Below are 26,432 nucleotides of genomic sequence, written 5' to 3'. Positions count from 1 at the left end.
CACGAAGGAGCCTCGACCGTGCTCACCACGAAGCCCGAAGACAACCCCCTGCTCGGCTCCCGCGAGGTCCACGTCGTCGCACCCGGCGTCTACACCATCGGCCTCCAGGGCAACAGCCTCGCCGTGGAGACCGAAGAGGGGCTGCTGGTCATCGACTCGGGGCCCGCCCCGGCCGTCGTCCCCGAGGCGCTGGACCGGCTGCGCGAGCACACCGACAAACCGGTGCGCTGGATCGTCTACAGCCACGGACACCTCGGCTACAACTACGGAGTGCCCGGCTTCCTCGACGCGGCGGCCGAACGCGGCGAGCCCCGGCCGACCGTCATCGCCCACGAGAACGTCGTCCGCCGCTACCGCCAGTACCTGGAGACCGCCGGACTCCAGAACCACATCAACACCCGCCAGTTCCGCAAGGGTTCAGCGGCGTTTCCGGCCGTACCGCCGCTGACCTTCCCCGACCAGACGTACGGCGGGTCCCTCACGCTCGGCAGCACGGGACGCACCGTCCGACTGCTGTGGGCCCCGTCGGAGACCGACGACGTGACCGCCGTATGGCTCCCGGAGGAACGGATCCTGTACGGCAGCGCCGCCGTCATCAACGGCATCCCCAACATCGGCACACCGATGCGGACCATGCGCGACACCGTCCGCTGGGCCGACACCCTCGACCGGCTCGCCGCACTCGAACCCGCCACCGTCGTCCCGGAGTTCGGGCCGGTCATTCGCGAGGGCGGCGCCGGGCAGCTCACCGCGACCGCGGCCGCCCTGCGCTGGCTGCGCGGCGCGGTCGTCGACCGCCTCAACCAAGGCAGGTGCGCGGACGACATCGTGCACGAACTCGACTACCCCGCCGAGCTGTTCGACGTCCCATGGATGCGGGAGACCTACGGCCACCGCGAGTACATCGTCCGGGACATCGTGCGCTCCGAGACCGGCTGGTGGGACGGGAACCCGACGACCCTGCACCCCGCGCGGCCGGCCGTCGCCGCGGCGGCCCGCGCGGACGCGATCACCGACAAGCAGGCGGTGCTCGACCGTGCCGCACGGCTGCGGGACGAGGGCCGGGTCCAGGAGGCGCTGCACGTCGTCGACCTCCTGGCCCTGGCCCCCGGCGACGACCCCGAACTCGCGGCGGCGCGCGAACTCAAGAGCGAACTGTGCGCCCTGCGGGCGAAGGAGGCCACCAGCTACGTGTCCCGCAGCTTCTACCGCGTGACGGACTGAACCACGCGCCCGGGCGGGGGCGGGACTCAGCCGAGCGTGACCCGCACCTGCACCGGCAGATGGTCGCTCGGGTACTGGCCGTCCTTCTCGTACGTGTTGATGGACGCGGAGTGCACGCTCACGCCCGGCGTGGCGAGGATCCAGTCGATGCGGTCGCCGTCCGGGACGAGCGGCTTGTAGCCGTGGAACGTCGCGTAGAGCTTGCTGCGTACGGCGGCCGCGTCCCAGGTGTCCTCGAGGCCCGTGGCGAGGAGCTGGTCGTAGACCGGGTTGCCGTGTGCGGCCACGTTGAAGTCACCGGTCATCAGCAGCGGCAGGGAGGTGTCGAGGGCCGCGACGCGCGAGGCGATCAGCTCCGCCGACTTCACGCGGGAGAGCTGCACCTGATGGTCGAAGTGCGTGTTGAGGAGGTAGAACTCCTTTCCGTCTTCGGTGAGATCGGCGAAGCGCACCCAGGTGGCCATCCGGATCACCGAGTTGCCCCAGGTCTTCGAGCCGATCAGCTCGGGGGTGTCGGAGAGCCAGAAGTGGTCGAACTCGACGGGGCGCAGGCGTCGCGTGTCGTAGAAGACGGTGGCGAACTCGTCCCGGCTGCCGCCCGCTCTGCCCGTGCCGATCCAGGCGTAGTGCTCGCCCAAGTCGGCGTGGATGTCCTGGAGTTGGTGGTACAGGCCCTCCTGCGTGCCGATGACGTGCGGTCGTTCGGTGCGGAGCAGTTCGCGCATCACGGGGCGGCGGTCGGCCCAGGAGTGCGGCGAGGTGTCGGAGGCGTAGCGCAGGTTGAACGTCATGACGTGCAGACGGCCTCCGCGGCTCGCCGGTGCGGCGCCCGCGGGCGTGGCGGCGGTGGTGGTGACCGCCGCCGCGGCGGGGAGCGCGGCGGCCACGGCGAGTGCGGCGCGCAGTCCGTGGCGGCGGGTGAGACGGGGGTGCTCGGTCATGGGTCCTCCCGGTGCGTTGGGGGCGGGGCAGGGGCCCCACGATGGCGAACTCGGGTGAGGCGGAGGTGAACGGTCGGCGGCGGTGGATGTGACGTCTGTGGGCCCTTGACTCCACTGTGCCCAGGGCGTGTTGGAGTGATGCGGGGCGACCGACCGGGTACGGGGTGGCGCGGCCTCTTCGGGGCAGGGACAACGGGTGCGGGCCCGGCGCGATGTCGCACCGGGCCCGCACCCGTCCCGCTAGGGCCGGTGGATGAGGGGGATCAGTAGATGTTCGCCGCCACGTCCGCGCCGTCCTCCCGGCCGGCGTTGATCTGCGCGCGCAGCGCGATCTCGTCGTACACGCGGACCTCCTTCACGATGCGGCCGTCCTGGATCGTGAACTGAGAGACACCGAGCATCGTGACCGGCTTGCCGGTGAGCGGGCCGAAGGCGGGGATGCCGCGGTACGTGCCGTGCATCGTCCAGGTCACGGCGACGCGCAGACCGGCGTACCGCTCCGCGTGGTGCGTCTGGACGTCCAGGACGGCGAAGCGCGCGTCGGGGAACGGGCCGACCATCTCCAGAAGATCGGCCTGGTAGCGCTCCGGGCGGATGACGGTGCGGTCGCCGATGGTGTGCAGGAAGAGGTCGCGGGCCATGTAGTCGTTGACCTTGTTGAGCTCGCGTTGCGACCAGACCCGCTCGATGAACTCGAGGACCATCTCGCACTCGGGGCGGAAGTCGTCGGGGCGCGGGCCGCTGACACCCTCCAGGAGCACGTCCTTCGGCGGCTCCTCGGTCATCGACCCGGTGTAGCCCTGGAACTGGAGGTCGCGTGCGGCCTCGTCCGGGTCGATGCCGAGCTGGAGGCAGTCCGCGAGATCGTCGCGCACCACCCACTCCTCGACCATGCGGCCGCGCCGGTAGAGGCAGTTGGCGACCGTGCGCTTGCGGACGCGGACCCTGCGGCCGTCCACGAGGTGCTCGTCGGCGGAGAAGACGAGGTGCGAGCTGAGGAACGCGTCGTCCCCGCGGGCCTCCCACACCACGTCCTCGGCCTGGCCGACGTGGCCCGGCACGGCGGCCATCCGCATCGTGCTGCCCTCGATCACACCGTCGCGTCCGACGACCGTTCCGAGGCTGGCGTGGACGATCGAGTCGGGCTCGTAGTTGTCGACGATGTGGGCGATGTCGCGCTCGACCCAGATGCGGTCGGTCACCTCGCGGATGAACTCGTCCGGGTCGTTGTAGGGCTCGTACGCGACGGGGTCCAGGGCCATGGTGCTTCTTCCGTTCCAGTGCGATGTGGTGAGTGTATGCGTATGTAGCGTGACGGGTGGGCGGGGCGTCCGGCAAGGGGTGCCGGAGCGCGGGATCAGGCCGGCTGCGAGGTGTCTTTGCGGGCGAACTTGTCCGCGCCCAACTCGCTCCGGTACGTCTCCGTCATGAAGGCGGTCACGACGACGAGGGCCAGGACGGCGCCGGCGGCCAGGTAGGCCCACACGGCGTAGATCGTGTCGAAGGTGCTGACCAGCAGTGTCGCGACGAACGGGGTGATCCCCATGAAGATGGAGAACGAGCTGTTGTACGCGATGGCGCTGGCGCTGAACCGGGTGCGGGTGGAGAAGAGCTCGGCCGCGCAGACGGTGACGATGACGGTGAGGAAGAACTCCGGTACCAGGTAGATGAGTTGGCTGACGATCGCGGCCCCGAAGGTGCCTCGTTCACCCACCCAGAACGCCAGCGGCACCAGCACGATGCAGGCCACGGCGCCCGAGATGAGCATCGGCTTGCGGCCGATCCGGTCCGAGAGCTTGCCGGCCAGCGGCAGGAGCGGGATGAGGACCGCGATCGAGATGGCGTTGGACGCCAGGCCCATCCAGCGGGGCAGGCCGAGGGTGTCCGTCAGGTACTGCGGATAGAACGTGACCCAGGTGTAGGACAGGATCGCGCACATGATGGAGATGCCGCAGTAGACCAGGATGGGCCGCCACTGCGACCGCAGGGCCTCGATCACCGGCGACTTGACGACGTCGGTGCCGTCCTCGGTGGCCCGCACGAACTCCGGGCTCTCCGAGATGCGGCTGCGCATCCACAGGCCGACCAGGCTGAGCGGGATCGCCAGCAGGAACGGCATCCGCCAGCCCCACGAGTCCAGCGCGGGACCCTCGAAGACCCAGCTGGTCAGCGCCGCGACACCGGCGCCGGCGAGCGTGCCGACGAAGCAGCTGTTGGAGGCGTACGAGGTGTAGTACGCGCGCCGGTTGGGCTCGGCCCACTCGACGATGAAGGCGACCGCGCCGACGTACTCGCCGCCGGAGACCACGCCCTGCACCACGCGCAGCATCAGCAGCAGGATCGGCGCCAGGATGCCGACCTGGTGGTACGTGGGGAGGACGGCGACGAGGGCGGTGGCGGCGCCCATCGCCACGAGGGTCCACAGCAGGGTCTTCCTGCGGCCGACCCGGTCGCCCCAGCGGCCCAGGAGCGTGCCGCCGAGCGGTCGGACCAGACACGCGATCGCGATGATTGCGTACGTGCCCAGTACCGCGACGGTCCTGTCGCTCTCGGGGAAGAACGCCGGGGCCATGATCGGGGCCATGTAGCCGTACAGGCCGTAGTCGAACTGCTCGACGAAGTTACCGATGCTGCCCGCGCCGATGGCTCGGCGAATCGCGCTCCGCTTCTCCGCCGCCTCGGGGGCGGACGCGGGGGCTGTGCGGGGTGGCGCTGCAGAGGACATGGCTGCTCCGATCGCGCGGCGGATGATGAGGGGTGCATGCAATGCATACGTATGAACTAGGCGTGAACATTAGAGTTCCGGGAGAGGGGCGTCAAGAGGTTGAACGAGGGTGGAAGGAGGCGTTCCACGGCTGGGGCGGAGCGCCTCCGGTGCCACCCGTGTCGAGGCCCTTCAGCGGGGCTCCGCGGGCCCCGCGGGCCGGGCGAGGGAACTCATGGTGTCCATCAGTACCTGCGCCGTGTTGAAGACGATGAGGCGGGCCCCGGACTCCTCGGCGGCCCGCGCCGCAGCGAGATGGGGGACGATCGTCATCACCGTGCGGCCGTTCTCGGCGGTGGCCCGGTGTGCCTGCCGGACCAGGTCGTCGACGACCGCCTGCGCGGGGAAGCCGCAGTCGGCCGCCAGGTCGGCGGGGCCCACCAGGACCGCGTCCACACCCTCGGTGGCGGCGATCTCGGCGGCCGCGGCGCACGCCCGCCGTGTCTCGATCATCGGGACGACCAGCGTCTCGCGGGACGCGGCCACATGCTCGGCCGCGCTGACCGTGCCGAACCGCCCCGACCTGCTGTACGTGGCGAAGCCCCGCTCGCCCCACGGCGGATAGTGGCTCGCGGCCACGGCCCGCCGGGCGTCCTCGGCGCCGTCCACGTGCGGGTGGACGAGTCCGGCCGCGCCCAGGTCCAGGCAGCGCAGCGCCAGTGCGGGCTCGGCCGAGCCCACCCGTACCAGGACGTCGATGCCATGGGCCTCGGCCGCCATGATGTGCTGCTGGAGCAGTGCGGTGTCCGCGGGCCCGTGCTCGCAGTCGATGACCACGAAGTCCAGGCCGGCGACGCCCGCCATCTCCACCAGCGTCTCCGAGGGCAGCCGCAGCAGGACGCCGCGCAGCGGATCGCCGTCCGCCAGGCGCTGTTTGAGGCTGCGGCGCGGGGTGCGCGGAACGGTCATCGGGCCACCATCCCCGCCGACAGGTCGACATCGGCGCCGCACATGCCACGCATCCGCAGCATCGCGCTCACCGCCTCGCCGACCTCCTCCTCGGTCACCATCCGCCCGAGCGCGGCACGCGACACGAAGGCCTCCTCGGCCTCGGCGTAGCTGCTGCCCGTGCGCTCCGCCTCCAGGCGGAAGTTGCGCTCCATCCGGGGGCCCGAAACCGGGCCGGGGGACAAGGAGTTGACCGTGACACCTTGCGGCCCCACCTCGCCCGCCAGCGTGGTCGTCAGACCGATGACCGCCATCTTCGACGCGCAGTACGGGGTGCGCCGCAGCAGTGGCCGCTTGCCCGACACCGAGGCGAGGTTGATGACATCGCCGGAGCCACGACGGGTCATCGCGGGAAGGAACGCCCGGCACATCAGGAACACACCGCGCACGTTGATGTCGAAGACCTCGTCCCAGGCCTCGGGCGAGATCTCGGTCAGTGGCGCCACCGGTCCCGCGATGCCCGCGTTGTTGACCAGGATGGATATCTCGTCGTCCGCGAGGGCCGCGGCGAGCGCCTCGACGTCCGCGGCCCGTGACACGTCGCAGACCTGAGGGTCGACCCCGGGCCCGAGTTCGTCGGCGGTGCGCTTGAGGGTGTCCCCGTCGCGGCCCGTGATCACCACGCGGGCGCCGTCGGCCAGCAGTGAGCGGGCGATGGCGCGGCCCAGGCCGCTGCCGCCCCCGGTCACCAGCGCCGTACGCCCGGCGAGGGGCGTTGTCGTGCGGTCGGTCGTCATGCGCCGGCCTCCTCGTTCCACTCCAGCGTCCTGTCGCCGTACTTCGCGGCGCGGACGTCACCGGAGCGCGCGTGCCCCTCGAAGAGCTCGACGCGGGCGGCGCGCCCGCACACCTCACCGAGCAGCGCCGACGAAGTGGTGTCGGTGACTTCCTGGTGGGTGACCGTCTTGAGGTACTTGCCGACCCACAGACCACCCGTGTAGCGGGCGGCGCCGCGGGTGGGCAGGACATGGTTGGTGCCGATGACCTTGTCGCCGTAGCTGACACACGTGCCCTCGCCGAGGAAGAGTGCGCCGTAGTCGCGCATCTTGTCCAGCGCCTGCCGCGGGTTCTCGGTCAGCACCTCGACATGCTCGCTCGCGTACGAGTCGGCGATCTCGAAGGCCTCGTCGAGGGTGTCGGCCACGACGATCTCGCCGTGGTCGCGCCAGGCAGGACCGGCGAAGTCCTTCGTCGACATGCCGGGCAGCAGCCGCTCGATGTGCCGCTCGACCTCGCGCCCCAGCTCCTCGGACGTGGTGACGAGGACGGCGGGGGAGTCGGGCCCGTGCTCGGCCTGGGACAGCAGGTCGACGGCGACCACGAAGGGGTCCGCGTGCTCGTCCGCGATCACCAGGATCTCCGTGGGACCGGCGAACAGGTCGATGCCCACCTCGCCGAACAGCTGACGCTTGGCCTCGGCCACGTACGCGTTGCCGGGCCCCGCCAGCATCGGCACGCTGCCGATGGTCTCGGTCCCCACGGCCATCGCCGCGACGGCCTGGACGCCGCCCAGCAGGTAGATCTCGTCGGCACCCGCCAGATGCATCGCGGCGACGGTCGCGGCCGGGATCTCGCCCCGGATGGGCGGGGTGCAGGCGACGACCCGGGGCACACCGGCGACCTTGGCGGTCACGATCGTCATGTGGGCCGAGGCGGTCAGCGGGTAGCGGCCGCCCGGCACATACGCGCCCGCGGCGGCGACGGGGACGTGCCGGTGGCCGAGCCGGACGCCGGGCAGCGTCTCGATCTCGACGTCGAGCATCGAGTCCCGCTGGGCCTGGGCGAACGTACGCACCTGCTCCTGCACGAAGCGGATGTCGTCCAGGACCTGCTCCGGGACACCGGCGACGATGCGCTCGATCTCCTCGGACGACAGCCGGAACGACTCCGGGCTCCAGTTGTCGAACTTCTCGGAGTACTGGCGCACCGCCTCGTCGCCGCGCTCGCGGATGTCGTCGAGGATGGCGTGCACCCGGTCGGCGACGTCCGCGCGGGCGGCGCTCACCTGGGCGGCGGGGACGGGGGACTTGAGGTGTCGGGGCATGACGGCTCTCTTCGACTCGCTTCGATGGGGGGGACAAGGATGGGTGTCAGGCGGCGGCGACCGCGGCGACCAGGTCCCGCAGCGCCGCGTCCACGGCATCGGGCCGCTGCCACGGCACGAGGTGTCCGGCGTCGGGCAGTTCGCGCAGCCGGGAGTCCGGCAGGGCCTCGGCGATGGCGTGGTGGAAGGCGGGCGGGCAGAGCGTGTCCCGGCCGCCCGAGAGGACGACGGCGGGGCAGCGCACCGAGCGCAGCGCCGCGAACGCGTCCTCGCGGGTGGGCTGGGCGGCGAGCTGGGCGCGGGCGGCATCGGGGCCCACGGCCCGAGCCATGCGCCGGTAGCGTTCGGCGTCCGCCGTCGACCAGCGGCGGTCGGGGAACATGTCGGGGAGCGTGCGCTCGACCACCTCCGCGAACCGTCCGTCGGCGACGAGACCGTCCAACTCCCGCCAGACGGCGTGCTGTTCGAGGCGCGGCGCGGCGGCGTTCGTCGCCATCACGCACAGCCCGGCCACCCGCTCGGGGGCCCGCCGCAGCGCCTCGAACCCGACGATGGCGCCCAGGCTCAGGCCGACGAGCACGAACGGCCCGTCCACCGCGGACAGCACATCGTCCGCGAGCCCGCCGATGTCCGGCCGCCGCAGCGCGACATGGTGGACGGCGTGGCCCTCGGGGAAGGTGACGTCCGACCACAGGCTCGCGTCGCAGAGCATGCCGGGGACCACGACCAGGGGCAGCGGCACGCCGGTCACCAGCGCCGAGCGGAGCGGGGAAGCAGCGCGTACGGGGCGACGTACCCGTTGTGGTCCAGGCCGAGGCCCGCGTCGGCTGCGGCCTTGAGGACCTCCTCGTCCCACTCCAGACGGACCCGTCCGTCCCCGGAGTTGACCACCAGGAGGTCGCCCTCCTCCTCGCCGACGTTGCGCAGCGTGCGCCAGGCGTCCTGCGGCACCGACAGCATGTCGCGCGGTCCCAGACGCACCGAGACGGGGTCGGTGCGGTTGAGGGTGACCTCCCACTCGCCGTTCTTGACGATCAGTGTCTGGGTCTCCTGCTGGCGGTGCTGCGAGACACCCTGGCCGGGCTCGGCGCGCAGCCAGGCGACGTTGTGGCCGTGCGGGTTGAACACGCGCGGCTCCTGGTGCGGGTCCTCGGTCATGCCGTAGCCGATGACGCAGCTCAGGCGCGCGCCGCCGCCCGGCAGGGTGCTGTCGATGAAGGGGTGTTCCGACCACACGAGCTCGTCGGCGGCGGCGACCCGGCGCTTCATCTCCTCGGCGCTGTAGTGGCGCAGCCGGTCGATGTGCTCCTGCGCCATCGGTGTGACCCGCTCGGACTCCGGCGGGAGTTCGTCCCCGGCGACGGTGTCGACGAGCTGGTTGTCGGCGCTGAGGTACAGACCGTGCTCGGCCGCCTCGCGCAGGACCGAGGGGCCCCAGATGATGCCGCCGGTGCGGTCCATGCCGAGCACGGTGAACAGCCAGCCGTCGTCGGGCCCCGTATTGGTGAAGCCGCGGAAGATCCAGGTCGGCACGGACACGATGTCGCCGGCCTTCAGCGGGAGCTCGCCCTCCTCGCCGTCGGCGCCCCAGCGCAGCAGGTACTCGCCGGCGGTGCAGATGAACACCTCTGCCGTGTAGTGCAGGTGCAGATTGTTGGTGATGCCGTGCGGCATGGCGGCGGCGCCGATGTTGTAGCCGTGCGGCAGCCGCAGGTTGACGTGCTGGCCGGAGGACTGCGAGACGCCCGGCCCGATCATCGCGTAGTTCTCCTTCCGGTCCGAGCCGGGCGTACGGCAGTCGATGAAGGCCTGGTTGCAGGAGACGAAATCGCTTCGGCGCACCGTGCGGCGCTCGAGGTCGGAGGTGGACACGACGACATCGGGCATGGGGGCTCCCTGGTGGACAAGCAATGGACAAGCAGTGGGCAAGCATCAGTGGAATACGTATGCATTGCCATGACAGGCTCCGGAGGTGTGTCCTGTCAAGGGGTTCGAAACGAATTTCCGTACGGGCGGTGGGTAATCCGCGATCAAGGAATCCCGGAGAGACATACGTATACGGACTCCGGTACGTATACTGTCCGGGCCGCGGGTTCCGGTTCGGGTTCCGGGCGGTACGAGGCGTCGACGAGGAGAGAGAGTCATGGCGATCACGAGTCACGACGTGGCGAAACTCGCGGGCGTCTCGCAGCCCACGGTGTCCCGCGCCCTGCGTGACGACCCCCGTGTCTCCCTGGCCACGCGCGAGAAGATCAAACGGGCCGCCCAGGCGCTCAACTACGTGCCCAGCGAAGCGGGCCGCACACTGTCCACCCGGTCCACCCACCGGGTCGGCGTCATCGTGACCGACATGACCAACCCGTTCTACCCGCACGTCGTGGCGCCGCTCCACGACGAACTGGAGCGGCTCGGCTACCGGATGATGCTGCTCACCGAGCGCTCCGACGAGGCGGTCGCCGAGGAGAAACTCCTTGACCAGTCGCTCGACGGCGTCGTCCTCGCGACCGCCACCACCGACTCGCGCCTGCCCGCCCTGCTGGAGCGGCGCGGCATGCCGTACGTGTTCCTGAACCGGGACACCGGCCGGCCCGGCGACTTCGCCTCCGTCGTCGACAACGAGGGCGGAGGACGTCTCGTCGCACAGGAGCTGGTCGGGCTCGGCCACCGTCGCATCGCGGGCGTCTTCGGTGCGGCCAACACCACGACCGGCCGCGACCGCGAACTGGGCTTCCGGCTGGCCTTGGCCGACGCCGGTATCGGGCTGCCGGACGACCGCGTGGTGCGCGGCGCGTTCGAGTACGGGACCGGGTACGCCGCGCTGCCCTCCCTCCTCGATGCGGCCGAGCCGCCCACCGCCGTGTTCTGCGGAAACGACGTGGTCGCCATCGGTGTGCTCAACGCCGCGCTCGCGGCGGGCGTCAAGGTGCCCGACGACCTCACGGTCATCGGCTTCGACGACCTGCCCATGGCGGCCTGGGAGGTGTTCCGGCTGACCACCGTCCGCCACGATCTCAGTGAACTCGCCTTCCAGGCGGCCCGGTTGCTGGCCCGGCGGATCGCCGGGGAGGTCGACGCCGACGGCGAACGCCTCGTCCTGCCGACCGAGTTCGTCCCCAGGGCCACCCACGCCAAGGCCCGCTGAACCCTTACGACCCGGAGGTCGCGCGGACCGGTTCGGCGCTGGCCGCGGGCGTCGCCCCAAGGCGCCGCTGCCGCACCACACCCACGGTGGCGAGCACCGCGGCGAGCCCGAGCGACAGCCACAACTCCAGCCGGTGGCCCGGCAGTACGGCCATCAGGACCAGCACCCCGGCGATGAACGCGATGGTGGCGAGCGTCAGATACGGGAAGCACCACATGCGCACGTCGCTCGGCTGCTCGCCCTTGCGGCGCACGGCGTACTGGGTCAGCGCGATGACCAGGTACATCATCAGCGCGATCGCTCCGCTGGAGGCGATGAGGTACGAGAACACGTCCGGCAGCAGATAGTTGGCGATCACCGCGGCGATGCCGACGACCGTGGAGGCGAGGACCGCGTTGCGCGGCACACCCTGCCGCGAGGTCCGGGCGAAGACGGCCGGGGCGTCACCGCGCCCGGCCAGCGAGAACAGCATCCGTGAGGCCGTGTAGACGGCGGAGTTGAGGCAGCTGCACACGGCGACCACAAGCACCACGTCCATGATCCGGGCGGCGCCAGGGATGTTCATCCGGTCCAGGACCGCCTGATAGGAACCGGCCCCCAGATCGTCGGCGTTCCACGGCACGAGACACACCACGACGAGGATCGAGCCGATGTAGAAGAGACCGAGCCGCCACACCACCGCGCGGATCGCCTTCTTGATGTTCCCCCGCGGATCCTCGGACTCGGCGGCCGCGATGGTGACGATCTCGCTGCCCTGGAAGCTGAACATCGCGGTGAGCAGACCGGCCAGGATCGCCGTGACACCTTGCGGGGCGAAGCCTCCGTGGCTCCACAGGTTCGAGACACCATGGGTGTCGGAGCCGGGCAGCACACCGAGGATCGCGAGGGCGCCGAGGACCAGGAACGCCACGATCGCGACGACCTTGATCAGCGAGAACCAGTACTCGAACTCGCCGTAGTTGCGCACCGCCAGCAGATTGCTGCCGGTCAGCACGAGGATCACCGCGAGGGCCGGTATCCAGCTCGGGATCGAGGTGAGCCCAGCGATCACCTCCCCGGCCGCGATGGCCTCGATGGGGATGACCAGGATGTAGAACCACCAGTACAGGTAGCCGATGGAGAACCCGGCCCAGCGGCCGAGCGCCCGGTCCGCGTACGTGGAGAAGGAGCCCGTGTCGGGGTTGGCGACGGCCATCTCTCCGAGCATCTGCATGACGAGCACCACCAGGGCGGCCGCCAGCAGGAACGAGACGATCACGGCGGGACCCGCGGTGGCCACGGCGGCCGAGGAGCCGACGAAGAGACCGGCGCCGATCACCCCGCCGATGGAGATCATCGTGATCTGGCGGCCCTTCAGGCCCTGGGTGAGCGTCGCGCCCGCGGCGGGGGACGGCTCAGGAGGTGGGTGTTGCATATGAGGATCCTTGGCTCGCGGACGAGGTGGGAGCCACGCCGCGCCTGAACGGCACGCAGGGTCCCGGAAGAGGGGTGGGCCGGGGACCGACCGATGACGGTGCTGTCCCCGGCCCGGTGGTGGGAGGAGCGGTCAGAGCTGCTCGCGCAGCGCCGCCGGTACGTCGTCGAACGCGCCCGAGGTGCGGCCGATCTCGTCGATGCGCAGCGTCGCGGTCGCGCCGTGCGCCGCCAGGCCCTCGAAGGCGGAGATCCGCTCGACGGCCGGGGCGAGCGCCGCCGTGCCCTCCTTCGCGGCCCGCTGGTACGTCAGCGGCTTCAGGAACCGGGAGACCGACAGACCGGCGTTGTACCGCGCGGTCTTGCCCGTCGGGAGCACGTGGTTGGTGCCGGCGATGCCCTTGTCCGAGTACGCGACGGTGGACCACGGCCCGATGAACAGCGAGCCGTAGTTGGAGAGGTTCTCCAGGTAGAAGTCGTCGTCCTCGGTGTGCACCTCCAGGTGCTCGGGCGCGATGACATCGGCCACGGCGACGGCGGCGTCCCGGTCCTCCACCACGATGACCGAGCCGAAGTCGCGCCAGGCCGGACCCGCGATCTCACGGGTGGCGAGGGTGGCGAGCTGGCGCTCCATCTCCGCGACGACGGCCTGCCCGGTCCGCTCGGACGTGGTGATCAGCGCGGCGGGGGAGTTGGGCCCGTGCTCGGCCTGGCCCAGCAGGTCGGCTGCCACCCACACCGGGTCGGCGCTGTCGTCGGCGATGACCGCGACCTCGGAGGGGCCGGCGAGCAGGTCGATGCCGACCTGGCCGAACAGCTGCCGCTTGGCCTCGGTGACGAACGCGTTGCCCGCACCGACCAGCATGTCCACCGGCGCCTCGCCCAGCAGACCGAAGGCCATCGCGCCGAGCGCCTGCACACCGCCGAGGGCGAACACCCGGTCGGCGCGCGAGAGGTAGGCGCCGTACAGCACCGCGGGGTGGGCGCCGTGCTCGCCCGAGGGCGGGGTGCAGGCCACGACCGTGGGCACACCGGCCGTCTTGGCGACGTTGACCGTCATGAACGCGCTGGCGAGCAGCGGGAACCGGCCCGCCGGGAGGTAGGCGCCGACGCGGGAGACCGGAACGTACCGCTGGCCGCCCTTCACACCGGGGGCGAGCTCGATCTCGAAGTCCGTCAGGTGCTCGCGCTGCGCGGCGGCGAACCGGTGGGTGCGCTCGTAGCCCATCTCCAGGGCGGTGCGGACGTCCGGGGGAAGGGCGTCGCCGGACTTCTTCAACTCGGTGGCCGAGACCTCCAGTTCGCCGGACCAGCCGTCCAGCTCGTGGGCGTAGGCGCGCACCGCGTCCATGCCCTTGTGCTCGATCTCCGTGAGCATCTCGGAGACGCGCTCGACCACCTTCGGGTCGCGCTGGGCGGGCGGTCCGTCGACGGACGGCTTCTTGAGCCACTTGAGGGGAGGGAGGGCCTGGGCTTCGTCGTGCGTGATCTGCATGGCGAGGACGCTAGACGCGCTGCTGCCACAGGACTAGAGGGGCGAGTCCTGTCTGATCCACAGGTTTTCCCTGTGGCAGGTCGCGGCCGTCCTTGTCACAGGCCGCGTGCGACGCGGATCTCACGGAGGGTGTCCTCGGCGATGCGGGCCAGTTCGCGGGTGGCGCGGGACAGCGGGTGCCCCCGGCGGCGCACCAGCGCGATGGTGTCGTAGAGGGGGTCGGCGAAGGAGGCCGTGTGCAGCCCTTCGGGGAACGCGGGGCTGTCGACCACGGCGCGGCTGGCGATGGTGTCGCCGACCCCGGTGGTCGCCAACTTCAGGGCCGCCTCCACGTGTTCGAGCTCGATGAGCGGGTCGACGCGGACGCCCGCGAACTGGGCGCGTTCGGCGAGCTGCCGCCGCGTCGGGTCCTGCCAGCCGTAGTGGGCGTCGTACAGGACGAGGGGGGCCCGCGCGAAGTCCTCGATGGTGAGGGGTGTGCGCGTGCGTTCCTCGCTCGCGCTGACGTAGTACACCTCGTCGCGCAGCAGCGGTGTCACCTGGAGCTCTTCGTCATCGATGGGGAGCACGACGAGCCCCGCCTCGATGCGCCCGGCGGCCACGGCGGCGGCGGTCTCGGCGGAGTTCTGGCCCACGAGCCGCACCCGCACCGACGGGTAGCGGGCGTGGAACAGCTGCACCAGGTTGGACAGCAGGTAGTAGTCCGCGTTGCGCAGGACCCCGAAGGTGGCGGTGCCGCCGCCGAGCGAACCGAGGGAGTGCACGGCCCGGGTGCCGCTGTCGGCGGCCTCCACGGACTGCTGGGCGTAGGGCAGCAGCTCCTGCCCCGCCGAGGTCAGCGCGAGGGTGCGGCTGCCGCGCACGAACAGCTCGGCGTCCAGTTCCGCCTCCAGTCGGCGCACCAGTTCGGAGGCGGATGCCTGGGCGATGTCCATGGCCCGCGCCGCCGCGGTGAACGACCCGAGCCGCTCCGCTTCGACGAAGGCCCTCAGCTGGTTGAGGGTCATGCGGCCACAGGTTAGTCCTGTGCCTGCCGCAGGAAACAGAGGGGTTGTCCGATGGTGTGCCGGCTGATTGGCTCGTGCGGTCCCCGCACACCACCTCGGCCCCGGAAGGTTCCACCCGCCGATGACCAGCAGTCCCCTGCCGATCTGCCTCGTCCAGTCGGCCGCGTACCAGCACGACGCGGACGGAGTCCTGGACGCGTTCGCGGCGGACGTACGCCGTGTCACGCGCGCCCATCCCGCCGTCCGGCTGCTGGCCCACCCGGAGCTGCACCTGTGCGGCCACCGTCCGGACGAGGACCCCGAGACGGTCATGACGACGGCCGCCGAGCCGCTGGACGGCCCGCGCGGCGCCCGCCTGGCGGACCTCGCGCGCGAGACGGGTGTGTGGCTGGTCCCCGGCAGTGTCTACGAACGCGGCGCCGACGGCCTGATCTACAACACGGCGCCCGTGTACTCGCCCGAGGGCGAGCGGGTGGCCGCGTACCGGAAGATCTTCCCCTGGCGCCCCTACGAGACCACGGCGTCCGGCACGGAGTTCGTCGTCTTCGACATGCCGGGGTACGGACGCGTGGGCCTGTCCATCTGCTACGACGCCTGGTTTCCCGAGGTCACCAGGCACCTGGCCTGGCAGGGCGCCGACCTGGTCCTCAACCTCGTGCGCACACCGACGGTCGACCGCACCCAGGAGCTCGTCCTGGCCCGTGCCAACGCGATCGTCAACCAGGTCGCCATGGCCAGTGTGAACGCCGCGCAGCCGGACGGGATCGGCCGCAGCATCGTCGTCGACCCCGAGGGCCGGGTGCGCGCCGAGGCCGAATCCGCCACGCCCCAGCTCGTCACGGACGTCCTCGACCTGAGCGAGGCCCGCCGGGTGCGCACGCACGGCACGGCGGGCCTGACCCGGGTGTGGGACCCCTTCACGGCCGACCAGCCGCCTCTCGAACTCCCCCTGTACGCGGGCCGGATGGACCCGAAGCGGTGGCGTGAGGCACTTCCGGCGCCCACGCGTACGCCCGAGCAGCCCTGAGTGCGGCCTGGGGCCTGTCGTTTGGACCAGGCCCTAGTTCCGCAACCAGACCGTGGTCCAGCCGGGCAACCGGCCGCCCTCCAGCGGGCCCGAGGCCAGCAGTACGGTGCCCTGTGGCAGCGGGACGGCGTCGTCCGACAGGTTGCAGAGCACGTGCCAGCCGCCGCTGCGGGTGAAGTGCACCAGCCCTCGCTCGGCGCCGCCCGGGGCCGTGTCGGTCCACTCCAGCGTCTCGTCCGCGACCAGGCCGCGGCGCAGGTGCAGCGCCTCGCGGTACAGCTCGAGGACGGAGCCCTTGACGCCGGACTGGGTGTCGGCGGCGTACCTGCCCCAATCGGCGGGCTGTGGCAGCCAGGAGCCACCGGAGCCGAAGCCGTGGCTGTGCCCCTCACGGGTCCACGGCAGCGGCACCCGGCAGCCGTCGCGGCCCTTGGCCCGGCCGCCGCTGCGGACCCAGATCGGGTCCTGGAGGTCCTCCGTGCGCAGGTCGGCGACCTCCGGCAGTCCGAGTTCCTCGCCCTGGTAGACGTACGCGGATCCGGGGAGTGCCAGCATCAGCAGCGTCGCGGCGCGGGCCTTGCGCAGCCCCAACTCCCCGTCGGGTGACGGACTCTGGCCGCCCGTCATGAGCCAGGCCTCCAGGTCGGACTTGGTGGCGCCGGTGGGCAGCGCGTAGCGCGAGGAGTGACGCACCACGTCGTGGTTGGACAGCACCCAGGTGCTGGTGGCACCGGCGTCGCGGGCATGCGCGAGCGCGGAGTCGATGGTGGCACGCATCGCGCCGGCCTCGAGAGGTGTGTTGAGGAAGTCGAAGTTGAACGCCTGGCCGAGCTCGTCCGCGCGGGCGTACGGGGCGCGCCGCGAGGAGCGGACCCAGGCCTCGGCGACGGCGAAGCGCGGCGGCGCGTACTCGTCGAACACCCGCCGCCAGCCACGGTAGATGTCATGGACCGCGTCCCGGTCCCACAGGGGGTGGCTGCCGTCCTCGGGCAGCTCGTCCGGTTGGTAGCTCCGCGCCTCGCCGAGGTCGCGCAGTGGCTCGGCGAGATCCTTGGCGAGGCCGTGCGCGACGTCGACGCGGAAGCCCGCGACGCCCCGGTCCGACCAGAACCGCAGCGTGGTGTGGAAGTCCTTGCGCACCTCGGGGTTGTCCCAGTTGAAGTCGGGCTGCTCGGGCGCGTACAGGTGCAGGTACCACTGGCCGTCGGGAACCCGGGTCCACGCGGGGCCGCCGAAGCTGGACGGCCAGTCGGTGGGCGGGAGTTCGCCGTGCTCGCCGCGGCCCTCGCGGAACACGTAGCGCTCACGGGCGGCCGAACCGGGGCCCGCCGCCAGCGCCTCCTGGAACCACACGTGCCGGTGCGAGGAGTGGTTGGGGACGATGTCCACCACGATCTTCAGGCCGAGCCGGTCGGCCTCCGCGACCATCGCGTCGAAATCGTCGAGCGTGCCGAGCCGGGGGTCCACATCGCGGTAGTCGGCGACGTCGTACCCGCCGTCGGCCAGCTCCGACGGGTAGAAGGGGCTCAGCCAGACGGCGTCCACGCCGAGCTCGGCGAGGTAGGGCAGTCGAGAGGTGACACCACGGATGTCGCCGATGCCGTCACCGTCGGCGTCGGCGAAACTGCGCGGATAGACCTGGTAGACAACGGCCTGCCGCCACCAGTCGGCGTCGGTTCCGGTGCCGACGGGGTGGGGACGCTGAGGCATGTGAGGGCCTTTCGGGGTTGTGCGGTGTGCCCGCCCGGCGGGTGCTGGGCGGGCAGGCGAAACGCGGTACGTATGGATGGAGGCGGTCAGCCCTTGACCGCACCCGTGGTCATGCCGGAGACGACGGACCGGCGGAAGATCAGGACCAGCAGGGCGATCGGCACGGTGGCCACCATCGCCCCGGCGAAGATCACCCCGTACGGGACCTGGTACTGGCTGGTGAACAGGGCGATGCCCACGGAGACGGTGCGCCGGTCGTCGACGCCGTTGAAGGTGAGTGCCAGCAGGAACTCGGACCAGGTGGCCGTGAAGGAGAACACCCCTGCCGTGAACAGCCCGGGCCGGGCCAGCGGCAGGATCACCGTCAGCGCGGTGCGCCAGGGGCCCGCGCCGTCGACGGTCGCCGCCTCCTCCAGCTCGCCGGGGATCTTGCTGAGGTAGTTGCGCATGATCCAGACGGCGAACGGCAGGTTCAGCGCCACGTACGGGATGATCAGGCCGGGGTAGCTGTTGAGCAGGCCCGCCTGGCGCTCCATCAGGAAGAGCGGGACGAGAAACGCGATCGGCGGGAACACCGACAGCATCAGCAGCGCCGTCATGACGGGGCCCCGGCCGCGCAGCCCGAACCGGGCGAGGGCGTAGCCGGCGAAGAATGCCAGGGACAGGATCAGTGTCGTCGACACACAGGCGACGATGACGCTGTTGAGGAAGTACTGGCCGATCCCGTTGCGCACGAACGCCGTCGTGTAGTTGTCGAGCGTCGGCGACTTCGGCAGCAGGGTCGGTGGCGTCGCGCTGATCTCGGCGGGGCCCTTGAGAGAGGCGGACGCCATCCACAGCAGCGGCAGTGTGGCACAGACGGCGATCAGGAGACCCCCGGCGTTGACGACATTGACGTACCGGCGGACACCGGAGCGCGCGGTGTGGCGGCTCATCCTCGGACCTCCTCATCGGTCTGGGCGCGAAAGACGCGCAGGAACAGCAGGCAGCAGGCCATGACGATGACCGCGGTGGAGACGGCGACGGCAGCGCCGCCGCCGAAGTCGAGATCCTGGAAGAGGATCCGGTAGCCGAGCATCGCCACCGACTGGGTGGCCGTGCCGGGACCGCCCTGTGTCAGGACGAACGGCAGGTCGAAGATGCCGAAGGCCTGCAAGATACGGAAGAGCACCGCGATGGCCACGATCGGCTTCAGCTGCGGCAGCGTGACCCGCCAGAACGTCGTCCAGGGCCCGGCCCCGTCGATCTCGGCGGCCTCGTACACCTCCGCCGGGATCAGCATCAGCCCCGCGAGCACGACGATCGCCACGAACGGCGTGGTCTTCCACACGTCGACGACGACCATCGCGGCCATCGCGGGAACCGGCCGCCCCAGGATGTCCGGCTGACTGCCCAGCACCTGCTCGCACAGCCAACTCACCGCGCCGTACGTGCCGTTGAAGAGGTACGACCACAGCTGGGCGGCGACGACGTTGATCAGCGCCCACGGCAGCAGAAGCAGGGCGATGAGCCAGCCGCGGGCCGCCCCCAGCCGCTCAAGGACCAGCGCCGCGAGCGTGCCGAGGACCAGTTCGAGCAGCACGGAGACGACCGTGAACCCCAGGGTGAACGCCAGCGCGTGGTACCACTCGGGATTGCTCAGCAGCGCCTCGTAGTGCGCGAGCGTGGGGGATCCGAGGCGCAACCCGCCGTAATCCAGGCGCACTTCGGAGAAGGACAGCGCCAGCGAGAAGACCACGGGGAAGACCGTCACCACCGTGACGACCAGCAGGGCGGGTGAGGCGAACAGCCATCCCGTGCGGGTGCGGCGGCGCGCGCCGGAACCGGCCGACGCGGCCCGCCCGTCCGGGGGCTCGGGACGACTGCCCCCGCCCTTCGCCGGTGACGATGTCTTCGACCGCAGCGCGGTACTCACAGCGTTTTCCCTTCCAGAGCCTTACGAAGGCCGTCGTGCGCGGCACGAACCCCGGCCGCGGGGGAGAGCTCGCCACCGACGACCGCGTTGGCCGGTGTGTAGAGCGCCTTGCTGACCTGCGGGTAGTGCGGGGTCTGCACGGGCCGGGCGACCAGGTGCAGATCGGCGGCGCGCAGCACCGTCGGATCGTCGGCCGCGCGTGCCTCGCGCCCGTGCAGCACGGAAGTCATGGCGGGTACGACGCCGGCCTCCCGGGCGAGCAGACGCTGCACCTCCTCGCCCGCGCAGAACCGGGCGAACTGCATTGCGGCGCCCAGCTGTTGGGAACTCGGGTTGACGAAGTTGCTCCAGCCGCCCGCACAGGCGACTCCGCTGCGACCGGTGCCCTCGAAGCCCGGACGGGGCACGACACCCACCTTGCCGGCGACGCGCGAGACGTTCGGGGTGCCGGCGTTGACCCACGCGTAGGACCAGTTGCGCAGGAACAGGCCCCGCCCGTTGACGAACGCGTCCTGGGAGTCGGACTCCTCATAGGTCGTCACCGTCCGGGGCGTGACCCCGGACTTGGTGAACTCCGCCATCAGCGAGAACGCGCGCTCGGCCGCCGCGCCGTTCAGGGCGGCCCTGCCCCGCTCGTCGAGGACGGTGCCGCCCGCATCGGCGAGGAACTCGGTGACGTTCGCCGTCAGTGACTCGGTCACGGCGGCCTGCCACAGGAACCCGGCCTCCGTGTCCCCGGCCCGCTGCACCGTGCGCGACGTGTGCAGCAACTCCTCCCAGCTCCGGGGGACCCGCAGGCCGTGCTTGGCCAACAGGTCCTTGCGGTAGAAGAGGTACGTGCTGTCGAGGAAGAACGGCACCGCGTACGCCGCGCCCCGGTACGTGGAACTGCGCCGCAGGGCCTGCGGGTAGGCGTCCCAGAAGCCGTCGGGCAGCAGCTTGTTCACGGGCAGGGCGAGCGCGGCATGACCGAACTGCGTGGGCCAGGTCGTGTCGCCCAGGTAGACATCGGGCTGCGGGGAGCCGCCGGCCAGCTGCGTGGCGATGGCGCTGCGGTTGCCGTCCGAAGTCGACAGCGCGTTGATCTTCGAGATCCGGACGGTGGGGTGGCGCCGCTCGAAGGCCCGGATGATCAGGTCGGCGACGACGGCGCCCCGGCGCGACGGGATCTCGGAGACCCACCAGGTGAGCCGGGCCGGCTTCGTCGGCGTTGTCGCCGCCTGCGCGACCAGGTCGTCGACGTCCCTCCCTCCGCATCCGGACACCAGCCCGGCCGCGACGGCGCTCCCGACGCCGGCCAGCACGGTTCTGCGGTGCAGGGCCATGGCATGCTCCTCCCCTTTCGCGCCGCCGAATGACAGCGCTAGCACGGTAGGGAGCGCCAAGATTCACTGTCAATGGTCCCAGCGAAGGCATTGCAGGCAATCCTTGGAATGACAGCGATGGCATAACCGGGCTCAGCGGAGCGGGAACGCTGTGTTAGCGTCCCGCTCATGACTGGTGAACGGGGCGCCACGCTGGCGGATGTCGCACAGAGGGCCGGAGTGTCTCCCTCGACCGTCTCGCGCACACTGCGCGGTCTGTCGACGGTGTCACCGCAGACCCGCGAGCGCGTCGAACAGGCCGCCCGCGAGCTGTCGTTCGCGATATCGCGCAGCGCCTCCAGCCTCGTCACCGGACGCACCGGCAGAATCGCCGTGCTCGTGCCGAACATGGAGTCATGGTTCCTGGGTGCCGTACTGGCGGGACTCGCACCCGAACTGAACGCGGCGGGCCTTGACCTGCTCGTCTACAGCGTCACCACCGCCGAACAGCGTGCCCGGTTCTTCGACCGTCTGCCCGCCCGCCGCAACGCGGACGCGCTGCTCGTCGTCAGCTTCGCGCTCTCCCCCGAGGAGCGGGAGCGGCTGGACGGCCTCGGCATGCCACTGGTCTTCGTCAGCCAGCACGAGAAGGGCCGGGCCAGTGTCTACGTGGACGACGCCGAGGCCGCCCTGCGGGGCACCCGGCACCTGCTCAACCTCGGCCACCGCCGCATCGCCTACATCGAGCCCGCCGACGACTCGGGTTTCGCCTGGAGCAGCCGCGCCCGCCTCGAGGGGTACCGGGCCGCGCTGGCGGAGGCCGGTGTCGAGCACGACGAGGACCTGGTCCGACAGGTCGCGCAGTGGCAGGGGCCGAGCCTGGACGCGGCGGTCGGGCGCTTGCTGTCCCTCACCGAGCCGCCCACGGCGATCTTCGCCGAGACGGACGACATCGCCTTCCGGCTGCTGACCGTGCTGCGCGGCGCGAACGTGCCGGTGCCGCAGCGCATGTCCGTCCTCGGCTTCGACGACCACGCGATGGCGGCGCCCTGGGACCTGTCCACCATGGCCCAGCCGGCCCGCCAACTCGGCGTAGCCGCGGCCGAATTGGCTTGCGGTGTGGTCCAGGAACCCGAGACGAACCTGGAACGCCACGTCGTCCTGCCGGTGGAACTGGTACCGCGGGGGAGCACGGGGCCCGCCCCGCGGCCGTAGCGCCGCACCGGAGCCGGGATCAGCAGGCGCGAACCGGTGGTGGCACCTCACCGGTCATGACGGTGCCCATCGGTGAACGTGTGGGCGCGGCCACGGAGCGGGTGCCGGCGGTGCCGGGCGGCGGCATCGACTCGCCCCGGCCTCACCCCTCCTGGCTCTCGTCCCCCACCGACTCCCGCAACCGCGCACTCGCCATCCGCATGTGTTCCGCCATGGCGCGGTCCGCGCCCTCGGGGTCGCGGTCGCGGATCGCCTTGAGGACGGCGTCGTGTTCGCACAGGGTGCCGCTGACGGTGCCCTCGATGTCGCTGACCCGCTCCATCCAGACTTGGAGGAGGGCGCGGATGCTGTGCAGGATGTCGCTCAGGACGGTGTTCTGGGCGATGCTCGCGCACTCCAGGTGGAAGGCGATGTCGGCGTCGATGAACGCCTTCACGTCGCTGCCCGCCTCCTGCATGTGCCGCAGGTGTTCCTCCAGGCGTGCCACGTCCTCGTCGCTCGCGCGCTCCGCCGCGAGCCGCGCCGAGACACCCTCCATGTAGGTGCGCACCTCGACCAGGTCCCGGGTGCGGCGCTGGCCCAGCATCAGGCCCCAGTTGATGGCGCGCGGCAGGAACTCCGAGGTGCCCTCGCGCACGTACGAGCCGGAGCCTGGGCGGATCTCGATGATGCCGAGCACGTCGAGTGCGGACAGGGCGCCGCGCACGCTGGAGCGGGCGACCCCCAGGGCCTCCGCGAGCTGACGCTCGGCGGGCAGCCGGGTGCCGGGCTTGATGTTCCCCGCGGAGAGGTGGTCGAGCAGGCGCTTGGCGACCTCGCTGACCGACGACTCGCGTACGACGGGTCGCAGGAGCTGGGCGAGGTCGGTCTCGGGAGCGGCGTCGGAGGGCTGGTTGGTCACGGTCACCAGTAGACCAGACGGGTCGTCCGGGCCCTTCCACGGCCGCGCGCGACGTCCTTCCGTGCCCGCTTTGTCAAGGGTTCAGCCATGAGCAACAAGTGCGACGCTCGCCACATTGGTAAATTGGTGACCAATTTGAAGATCGGGTCTAGCGTGAATCGCAGATCGGCCCGACCTGAGCGGCCAGCCAGCTGGTGCAGCGCCCTCGCCCCTCGTGCCGAGCGTGACCCAAGTCCGGACAGAGCTGTCCGGCGAGCCGAGGAGTCGCCATGCCTGCCACCGCCGCGCCGCCCGTGAAGGCGACGAGGTCGGCCGTCGAGAAGTCGGCCATCAAGAAGATCTCGATCCGCCTGGTCCCCTTCGTGGCCCTGATGTTCTTCGTGAACTATCTGGACCGCACCGCGGTGTCCTTCGCCGAACCGAACGGGATGGGGGACGACCTGGCGCTCACCGCGGCCCAGTTCGGCTTCGCCTCCGGGATCTTCTTCGTCGGTTACATCGTGCTCGAGGTCCCCAGCAACATGGCGTTGCACCGCTTCGGCGCCCGCCGCTGGCTGGCCCGGATCATGGTGACCTGGGGCATCGTCTCGCTGCTCTTCACTTGGGTGGACAGCAGCGGAGGCCTCTACACGCTGCGCTTGCTGCTGGGTGTCGCGGAGGCCGGGTTCTTCCCCGGCGCGATCCTCTTCCTCAGCCAGTGGGTGCCGAGCCGCCACCGCACCAAGATCCTCGGTCTCTTCTACCTCGCACAGCCGCTGACCACGGTCTTCGGCGCCCCGCTCGCGGGCTGGCTGATCGGCCACCACGGCCTGTTCGGCCTCGAGGGCTGGCGCGTGATGTTCCTGTTCGTGTCGATCCCGGCGATCCTGCTGGGCGTCATCGCCTGGTTCTACCTGATCGACCGCCCGGCCGACGCCAAGTGGCTCACCACCGAGGAGCGCGACTGGCTCACCGAGGAGCTGGCCGCCGAGAACGAGCAGAAGACCGGCCACGAGGACAAGCACGCCAAGGGCGACCTGAAGGCCGCGTTCACCAACGGCCGCGTCTGGGTCCTGGCCGTCGTCTACTTCGGCTTCGTCTACGGCCTGTACGCGCTCGCCTTCTTCCTGCCGACCATCATCGACGGCTTCCAGGAGCAGTACGACACCACGTTCAGCGTCATGGACAAGGCGTGGATCACGGCCATCCCGTACCTGCCCGCCGCGATCGTCCTCTTCTTCTGGAGCCGGCACGCCACCAAGCACGGCACCCGCACCTGGCACGTCGCGGGCCCCGCGGTCGTCGGCGGTGTCTCCATCCCGCTGGCCCTCTACATGGGCTCGCCGACCGCCACCGTCGCCGTCATCACCGTGACCGCCTGCGCCATCTTCGCCGCCCTCCCGGTGTTCTGGGCCGTGCCCTCCCGCTTCCTGACCGGAGCGGCCGCCGCGGCCGGCATCGCACTCATCAACACCGCGGGCAACATCGCCGGCTTCGCCTCCAGCTACATCACCGGCTGGCTCAAGGGCTGGACGGGCGACTACTACGTGCCGCTCTACCTCGTCGGCCTCTTCATGCTGCTGTCCGCCGTGCTGATGGTCCTCCTCGCCCGCCGCGCACCCACCAGCACCTCGTCCCTCCCGGAGAACCAGCGATGACCCGCCTCCACAACGACCCCGCCGCCTTCGCCGACGAAGCACTCGAAGGCTTCGCCGCCGCCCACCGCCGCTGGGTGCGCCCCGTCCCCGGCGGCGTGGTCCGCGCCACCGCCAAGACCCCCGGCCAGGTCGCCGTCGTCATCGGCGGCGGATCCGGCCACTATCCGGCCTTCTCCGGCCTGGTCGGTCAGGGGCTCGCGCACGGCGCCGCCGTCGGCAACGTCTTCGCCTCGCCCTCCGCCCAGCAGATCCGCGGCGTCGCCAAGGCGGCTCAGGCGGGCGGCGGTGTGCTGCTGATGTACGGCAACTACGCGGGCGACGTCCTGCACTTCGGGCAGGCCGCCGAGCGGCTGACCGGCGAGGGCATACCGACGCACACGTTCGCCGTCACCGACGACATATCCAGCGCGGGCCCGGACGAGGCCCACAAGCGGCGCGGCATCGCCGGCGACCTGCCCGTCTTCAAGGCGGCCGCGGCCGCCGCGGAGCAGGGCGGCTCCCTCGACGAGGTGACACGCATCGCCGCCCACGCAGGCGACCGCACCCGCTCCTTCGGCATCGCCTTCTCCGGCTGCACACTCCCGGGCGCCGACCACCCGCTGTTCACGGTCCCCGAGGGCCGGATGGCCGTCGGCCTCGGCATCCACGGCGAGCCCGGAATCGGCGAGGAATCCGTGCCCACCGCCGACGAGGCCGCCGAACTGCTCGTCACCACCCTCCTCAAGGAACTCCCCGAAGGGATCGGGGCGCCGGACGGACAGCGCGCCGCGGTGATCCTCAACGGCCTGGGCTCCGTGAAGTACGAGGAGCTGTTCGTCGTCTACCGCAGGGTCGCGCAACTGCTGGACGAGGCCGGTGTGACGGCCGTCGACCCCGAGGTCGGCGAACTCGTCACCAGCTTCGACATGGCCGGCGTCTCCCTCACCCTGACCTGGCTCGACGACACCCTCGAAGCCCTCTGGACCGCCCCGGCCGACACCCCCGCGTACCGCAAGGGCGCCGTCCCCGCGACGGCCGCCGCGGGCGAGGAGTCGTACGAGACCGAGGAGGGCCCCGAGGCCTACACGGCGAGCGAGGAGTCCCGGCAGGCGGCGGCGACCGCGCTCGACGCGCTGGGCCGCCTCAAGGGCACCGTCGACGCGCACGCCGACGAACTCGGCCGCATCGACGCCGTCGCGGGCGACGGCGACCACGGCATCGGCATGCGGCGCGGTTCGGCCGGTGCCTACGAAGCCGCCCTCAAGGCACATGAGTTGGGGGCGGGAGCCGGTTCGCTGCTGACGGCGGCGGGCGACGCCTGGGCCGACAAGGCCGGCGGCACCTCCGGCGCCTTGTGGGGCATCGTCCTGCGCGCGCTCGGCGACGCGCTCGGCGACACCGAACGGCCGACTCCGGCGTCCGTCGCCCACGGAGTCCGGCAGGCGTCCGACGGCGTCCGCAGGACCGGCGGCGCCGAGGTCGGCGACAAGACCATGGTCGACGTCCTCGTGCCCTTCGCCGAGACGCTGGGGCAACAGGTCGACACCGGTGCCGAGTTGAGCACCGCGTGGGACACCGCCGCCACCGCGGCCGAACGCGCCGCACGTGACACCGCCCACCTGCTGCCCAGGATGGGCCGCGCCCGACCGCACGCCGAGAAGTCCCTTGGCACCCCCGACGCGGGCGCCCACTCCCTCGCCCTGATCGTCCGCGCCGTCCACGGCGCGCTCGCCACCTGCCAGTAACTCCCTTTAAGGAAAAGCGAC

At 71.1% G+C, this 26,432-nt stretch carries 22 protein-coding genes; 6 read left to right on the top strand and 16 right to left on the bottom strand.

Annotated features, from left to right (window positions below):
• The first annotated feature begins 18 nt into the window (after positions 1–18).
• A complete protein-coding gene (locus tag ACNYS0_RS03940) occupies positions 19–1,224 on the top strand; it encodes an alkyl sulfatase dimerization domain-containing protein (RefSeq protein WP_422471229.1) in 1,206 nt (401 codons plus the stop codon).
• Positions 1,225–1,250: 26 nt separating this feature from the next.
• On the opposite strand, the gene ACNYS0_RS03935 is transcribed toward ACNYS0_RS03940, so the two are convergent.
• The 8 genes from ACNYS0_RS03935 to ACNYS0_RS03900 form a co-directional block, all read right to left on the bottom strand.
• Positions 1,251–2,165, bottom strand: a complete 915-nt coding sequence (locus ACNYS0_RS03935) for an endonuclease/exonuclease/phosphatase family protein (protein ID WP_422471228.1) — start codon at positions 2,163–2,165, stop codon at positions 1,251–1,253.
• A 263-nt stretch (positions 2,166–2,428) separates the two neighbouring features.
• A complete protein-coding gene (locus ACNYS0_RS03930) occupies positions 2,429–3,427 on the bottom strand; it encodes a nuclear transport factor 2 family protein (RefSeq protein WP_422471227.1) in 999 nt (332 codons plus the stop codon).
• Positions 3,428–3,522: 95 nt separating this feature from the next.
• Positions 3,523–4,890: an MFS transporter gene (locus tag ACNYS0_RS03925; RefSeq protein WP_422471226.1), complete on the bottom strand. Its 1,368-nt coding sequence runs from the start codon at positions 4,888–4,890 to the stop codon at positions 3,523–3,525.
• A gap of 171 nt (positions 4,891–5,061) precedes the next feature.
• The gene (locus ACNYS0_RS03920; protein ID WP_422471225.1) at positions 5,062–5,838 is read right to left on the bottom strand and encodes an HpcH/HpaI aldolase family protein; all 777 of its coding nucleotides are present in this window, start codon (positions 5,836–5,838) and stop codon (positions 5,062–5,064) included.
• Positions 5,835–6,614, bottom strand: a complete 780-nt coding sequence (locus ACNYS0_RS03915) for an SDR family NAD(P)-dependent oxidoreductase (protein ID WP_422471224.1) — start codon at positions 6,612–6,614, stop codon at positions 5,835–5,837. The genes ACNYS0_RS03920 and ACNYS0_RS03915 overlap by 4 nt, the downstream gene beginning before the upstream one ends.
• Positions 6,611–7,921, bottom strand: a complete 1,311-nt coding sequence (gene hisD / locus ACNYS0_RS03910) for a histidinol dehydrogenase (protein WP_422471223.1) — start codon at positions 7,919–7,921, stop codon at positions 6,611–6,613. Before hisD (ACNYS0_RS03910) ends, ACNYS0_RS03915 begins: the two co-directional genes overlap by 4 nt.
• A gap of 46 nt (positions 7,922–7,967) precedes the next feature.
• The gene (locus ACNYS0_RS03905) at positions 7,968–8,663 is read right to left on the bottom strand and encodes an alpha/beta fold hydrolase (RefSeq protein WP_422471222.1); all 696 of its coding nucleotides are present in this window, start codon (positions 8,661–8,663) and stop codon (positions 7,968–7,970) included.
• Positions 8,664–8,668: 5 nt separating this feature from the next.
• Positions 8,669–9,808: a cupin domain-containing protein gene (locus ACNYS0_RS03900; RefSeq protein WP_422471221.1), complete on the bottom strand. Its 1,140-nt coding sequence runs from the start codon at positions 9,806–9,808 to the stop codon at positions 8,669–8,671.
• A gap of 256 nt (positions 9,809–10,064) precedes the next feature.
• On the opposite strand from ACNYS0_RS03900, the gene ACNYS0_RS03895 reads away from it, so the two are divergent.
• Positions 10,065–11,063, top strand: a complete 999-nt coding sequence (locus tag ACNYS0_RS03895; RefSeq protein WP_422471220.1) for a LacI family DNA-binding transcriptional regulator — start codon at positions 10,065–10,067, stop codon at positions 11,061–11,063.
• A gap of 4 nt (positions 11,064–11,067) precedes the next feature.
• Here the strand turns inward: ACNYS0_RS03895 and ACNYS0_RS03890 are convergent, their stop codons facing one another.
• From ACNYS0_RS03890 to ACNYS0_RS03880, 3 genes are all read right to left on the bottom strand, one after another.
• Positions 11,068–12,477: an amino acid permease gene (locus ACNYS0_RS03890; protein WP_422471219.1), complete on the bottom strand. Its 1,410-nt coding sequence runs from the start codon at positions 12,475–12,477 to the stop codon at positions 11,068–11,070.
• 132 nt (positions 12,478–12,609) lie between these two features.
• Positions 12,610–13,971 carry a histidinol dehydrogenase gene (hisD, locus tag ACNYS0_RS03885; protein ID WP_422471218.1) on the bottom strand — a complete coding sequence of 454 codons (1,362 nt, stop codon included), beginning with the start codon at positions 13,969–13,971 and terminating at the stop codon, positions 12,610–12,612.
• Positions 13,972–14,066: 95 nt separating this feature from the next.
• Positions 14,067–14,978: a LysR family transcriptional regulator gene (locus ACNYS0_RS03880; RefSeq protein WP_422471217.1), complete on the bottom strand. Its 912-nt coding sequence runs from the start codon at positions 14,976–14,978 to the stop codon at positions 14,067–14,069.
• A 121-nt stretch (positions 14,979–15,099) separates the two neighbouring features.
• On the opposite strand from ACNYS0_RS03880, the gene ACNYS0_RS03875 reads away from it, so the two are divergent.
• Positions 15,100–16,005: a carbon-nitrogen hydrolase family protein gene (locus tag ACNYS0_RS03875; RefSeq protein WP_422471216.1), complete on the top strand. Its 906-nt coding sequence runs from the start codon at positions 15,100–15,102 to the stop codon at positions 16,003–16,005.
• Positions 16,006–16,038: 33 nt separating this feature from the next.
• Here the strand turns inward: ACNYS0_RS03875 and ACNYS0_RS03870 are convergent, their stop codons facing one another.
• From ACNYS0_RS03870 to ACNYS0_RS03855, 4 genes are all read right to left on the bottom strand, one after another.
• Complete coding sequence (locus ACNYS0_RS03870) at positions 16,039–17,715, bottom strand: glycoside hydrolase family 13 protein (protein ID WP_422471215.1); 1,677 nt, start codon at positions 17,713–17,715, stop codon at positions 16,039–16,041.
• Between the two features lie 86 nt (positions 17,716–17,801).
• Positions 17,802–18,650, bottom strand: a complete 849-nt coding sequence (locus tag ACNYS0_RS03865) for a carbohydrate ABC transporter permease (RefSeq protein WP_422471214.1) — start codon at positions 18,648–18,650, stop codon at positions 17,802–17,804.
• On the bottom strand, positions 18,647–19,630 hold the full coding sequence (locus ACNYS0_RS03860; protein ID WP_422471213.1) for a carbohydrate ABC transporter permease: 984 nt from the start codon (positions 19,628–19,630) through the stop codon (positions 18,647–18,649). Before ACNYS0_RS03860 ends, ACNYS0_RS03865 begins: the two co-directional genes overlap by 4 nt.
• Positions 19,627–20,955, bottom strand: coding sequence for an extracellular solute-binding protein (locus ACNYS0_RS03855; protein ID WP_422471212.1), 1,329 nt, complete (start codon positions 20,953–20,955; stop codon positions 19,627–19,629). Before ACNYS0_RS03855 ends, ACNYS0_RS03860 begins: the two co-directional genes overlap by 4 nt.
• Before the next feature lie 168 nt (positions 20,956–21,123).
• Between ACNYS0_RS03855 and ACNYS0_RS03850 the strand changes: the two genes are divergently transcribed.
• On the top strand, positions 21,124–22,149 hold the full coding sequence (locus ACNYS0_RS03850) for a LacI family DNA-binding transcriptional regulator (RefSeq protein ID WP_422471211.1): 1,026 nt from the start codon (positions 21,124–21,126) through the stop codon (positions 22,147–22,149).
• A 142-nt stretch (positions 22,150–22,291) separates the two neighbouring features.
• On the opposite strand, the gene ACNYS0_RS03845 is transcribed toward ACNYS0_RS03850, so the two are convergent.
• Entirely contained in the window at positions 22,292–23,056 is a 765-nt protein-coding gene (locus ACNYS0_RS03845; RefSeq protein ID WP_422471210.1) for a FadR/GntR family transcriptional regulator, read from the bottom strand.
• Positions 23,057–23,319: 263 nt separating this feature from the next.
• Here ACNYS0_RS03845 and ACNYS0_RS03840 point away from each other — a divergent pair, with 263 nt between their 5' ends.
• Together ACNYS0_RS03840 and ACNYS0_RS03835 are read left to right on the top strand one after the other, a co-directional pair.
• Positions 23,320–24,687, top strand: coding sequence for an MFS transporter (locus tag ACNYS0_RS03840; protein WP_422471209.1), 1,368 nt, complete (start codon positions 23,320–23,322; stop codon positions 24,685–24,687).
• The gene (locus ACNYS0_RS03835; protein WP_422471208.1) at positions 24,684–26,411 is read left to right on the top strand and encodes a dihydroxyacetone kinase family protein; all 1,728 of its coding nucleotides are present in this window, start codon (positions 24,684–24,686) and stop codon (positions 26,409–26,411) included. The genes ACNYS0_RS03840 and ACNYS0_RS03835 overlap by 4 nt, the downstream gene beginning before the upstream one ends.
• Positions 26,412–26,432: the final 21 nt, after the last annotated feature.

Source organism: Streptomyces anthophorae, from assembly GCF_049310305.1.
Classification (GTDB): Bacteria; Actinomycetota; Actinomycetes; order Streptomycetales; family Streptomycetaceae; genus Streptomyces.
This window is presented reverse-complemented; position numbering and strand designations above follow the sequence as displayed.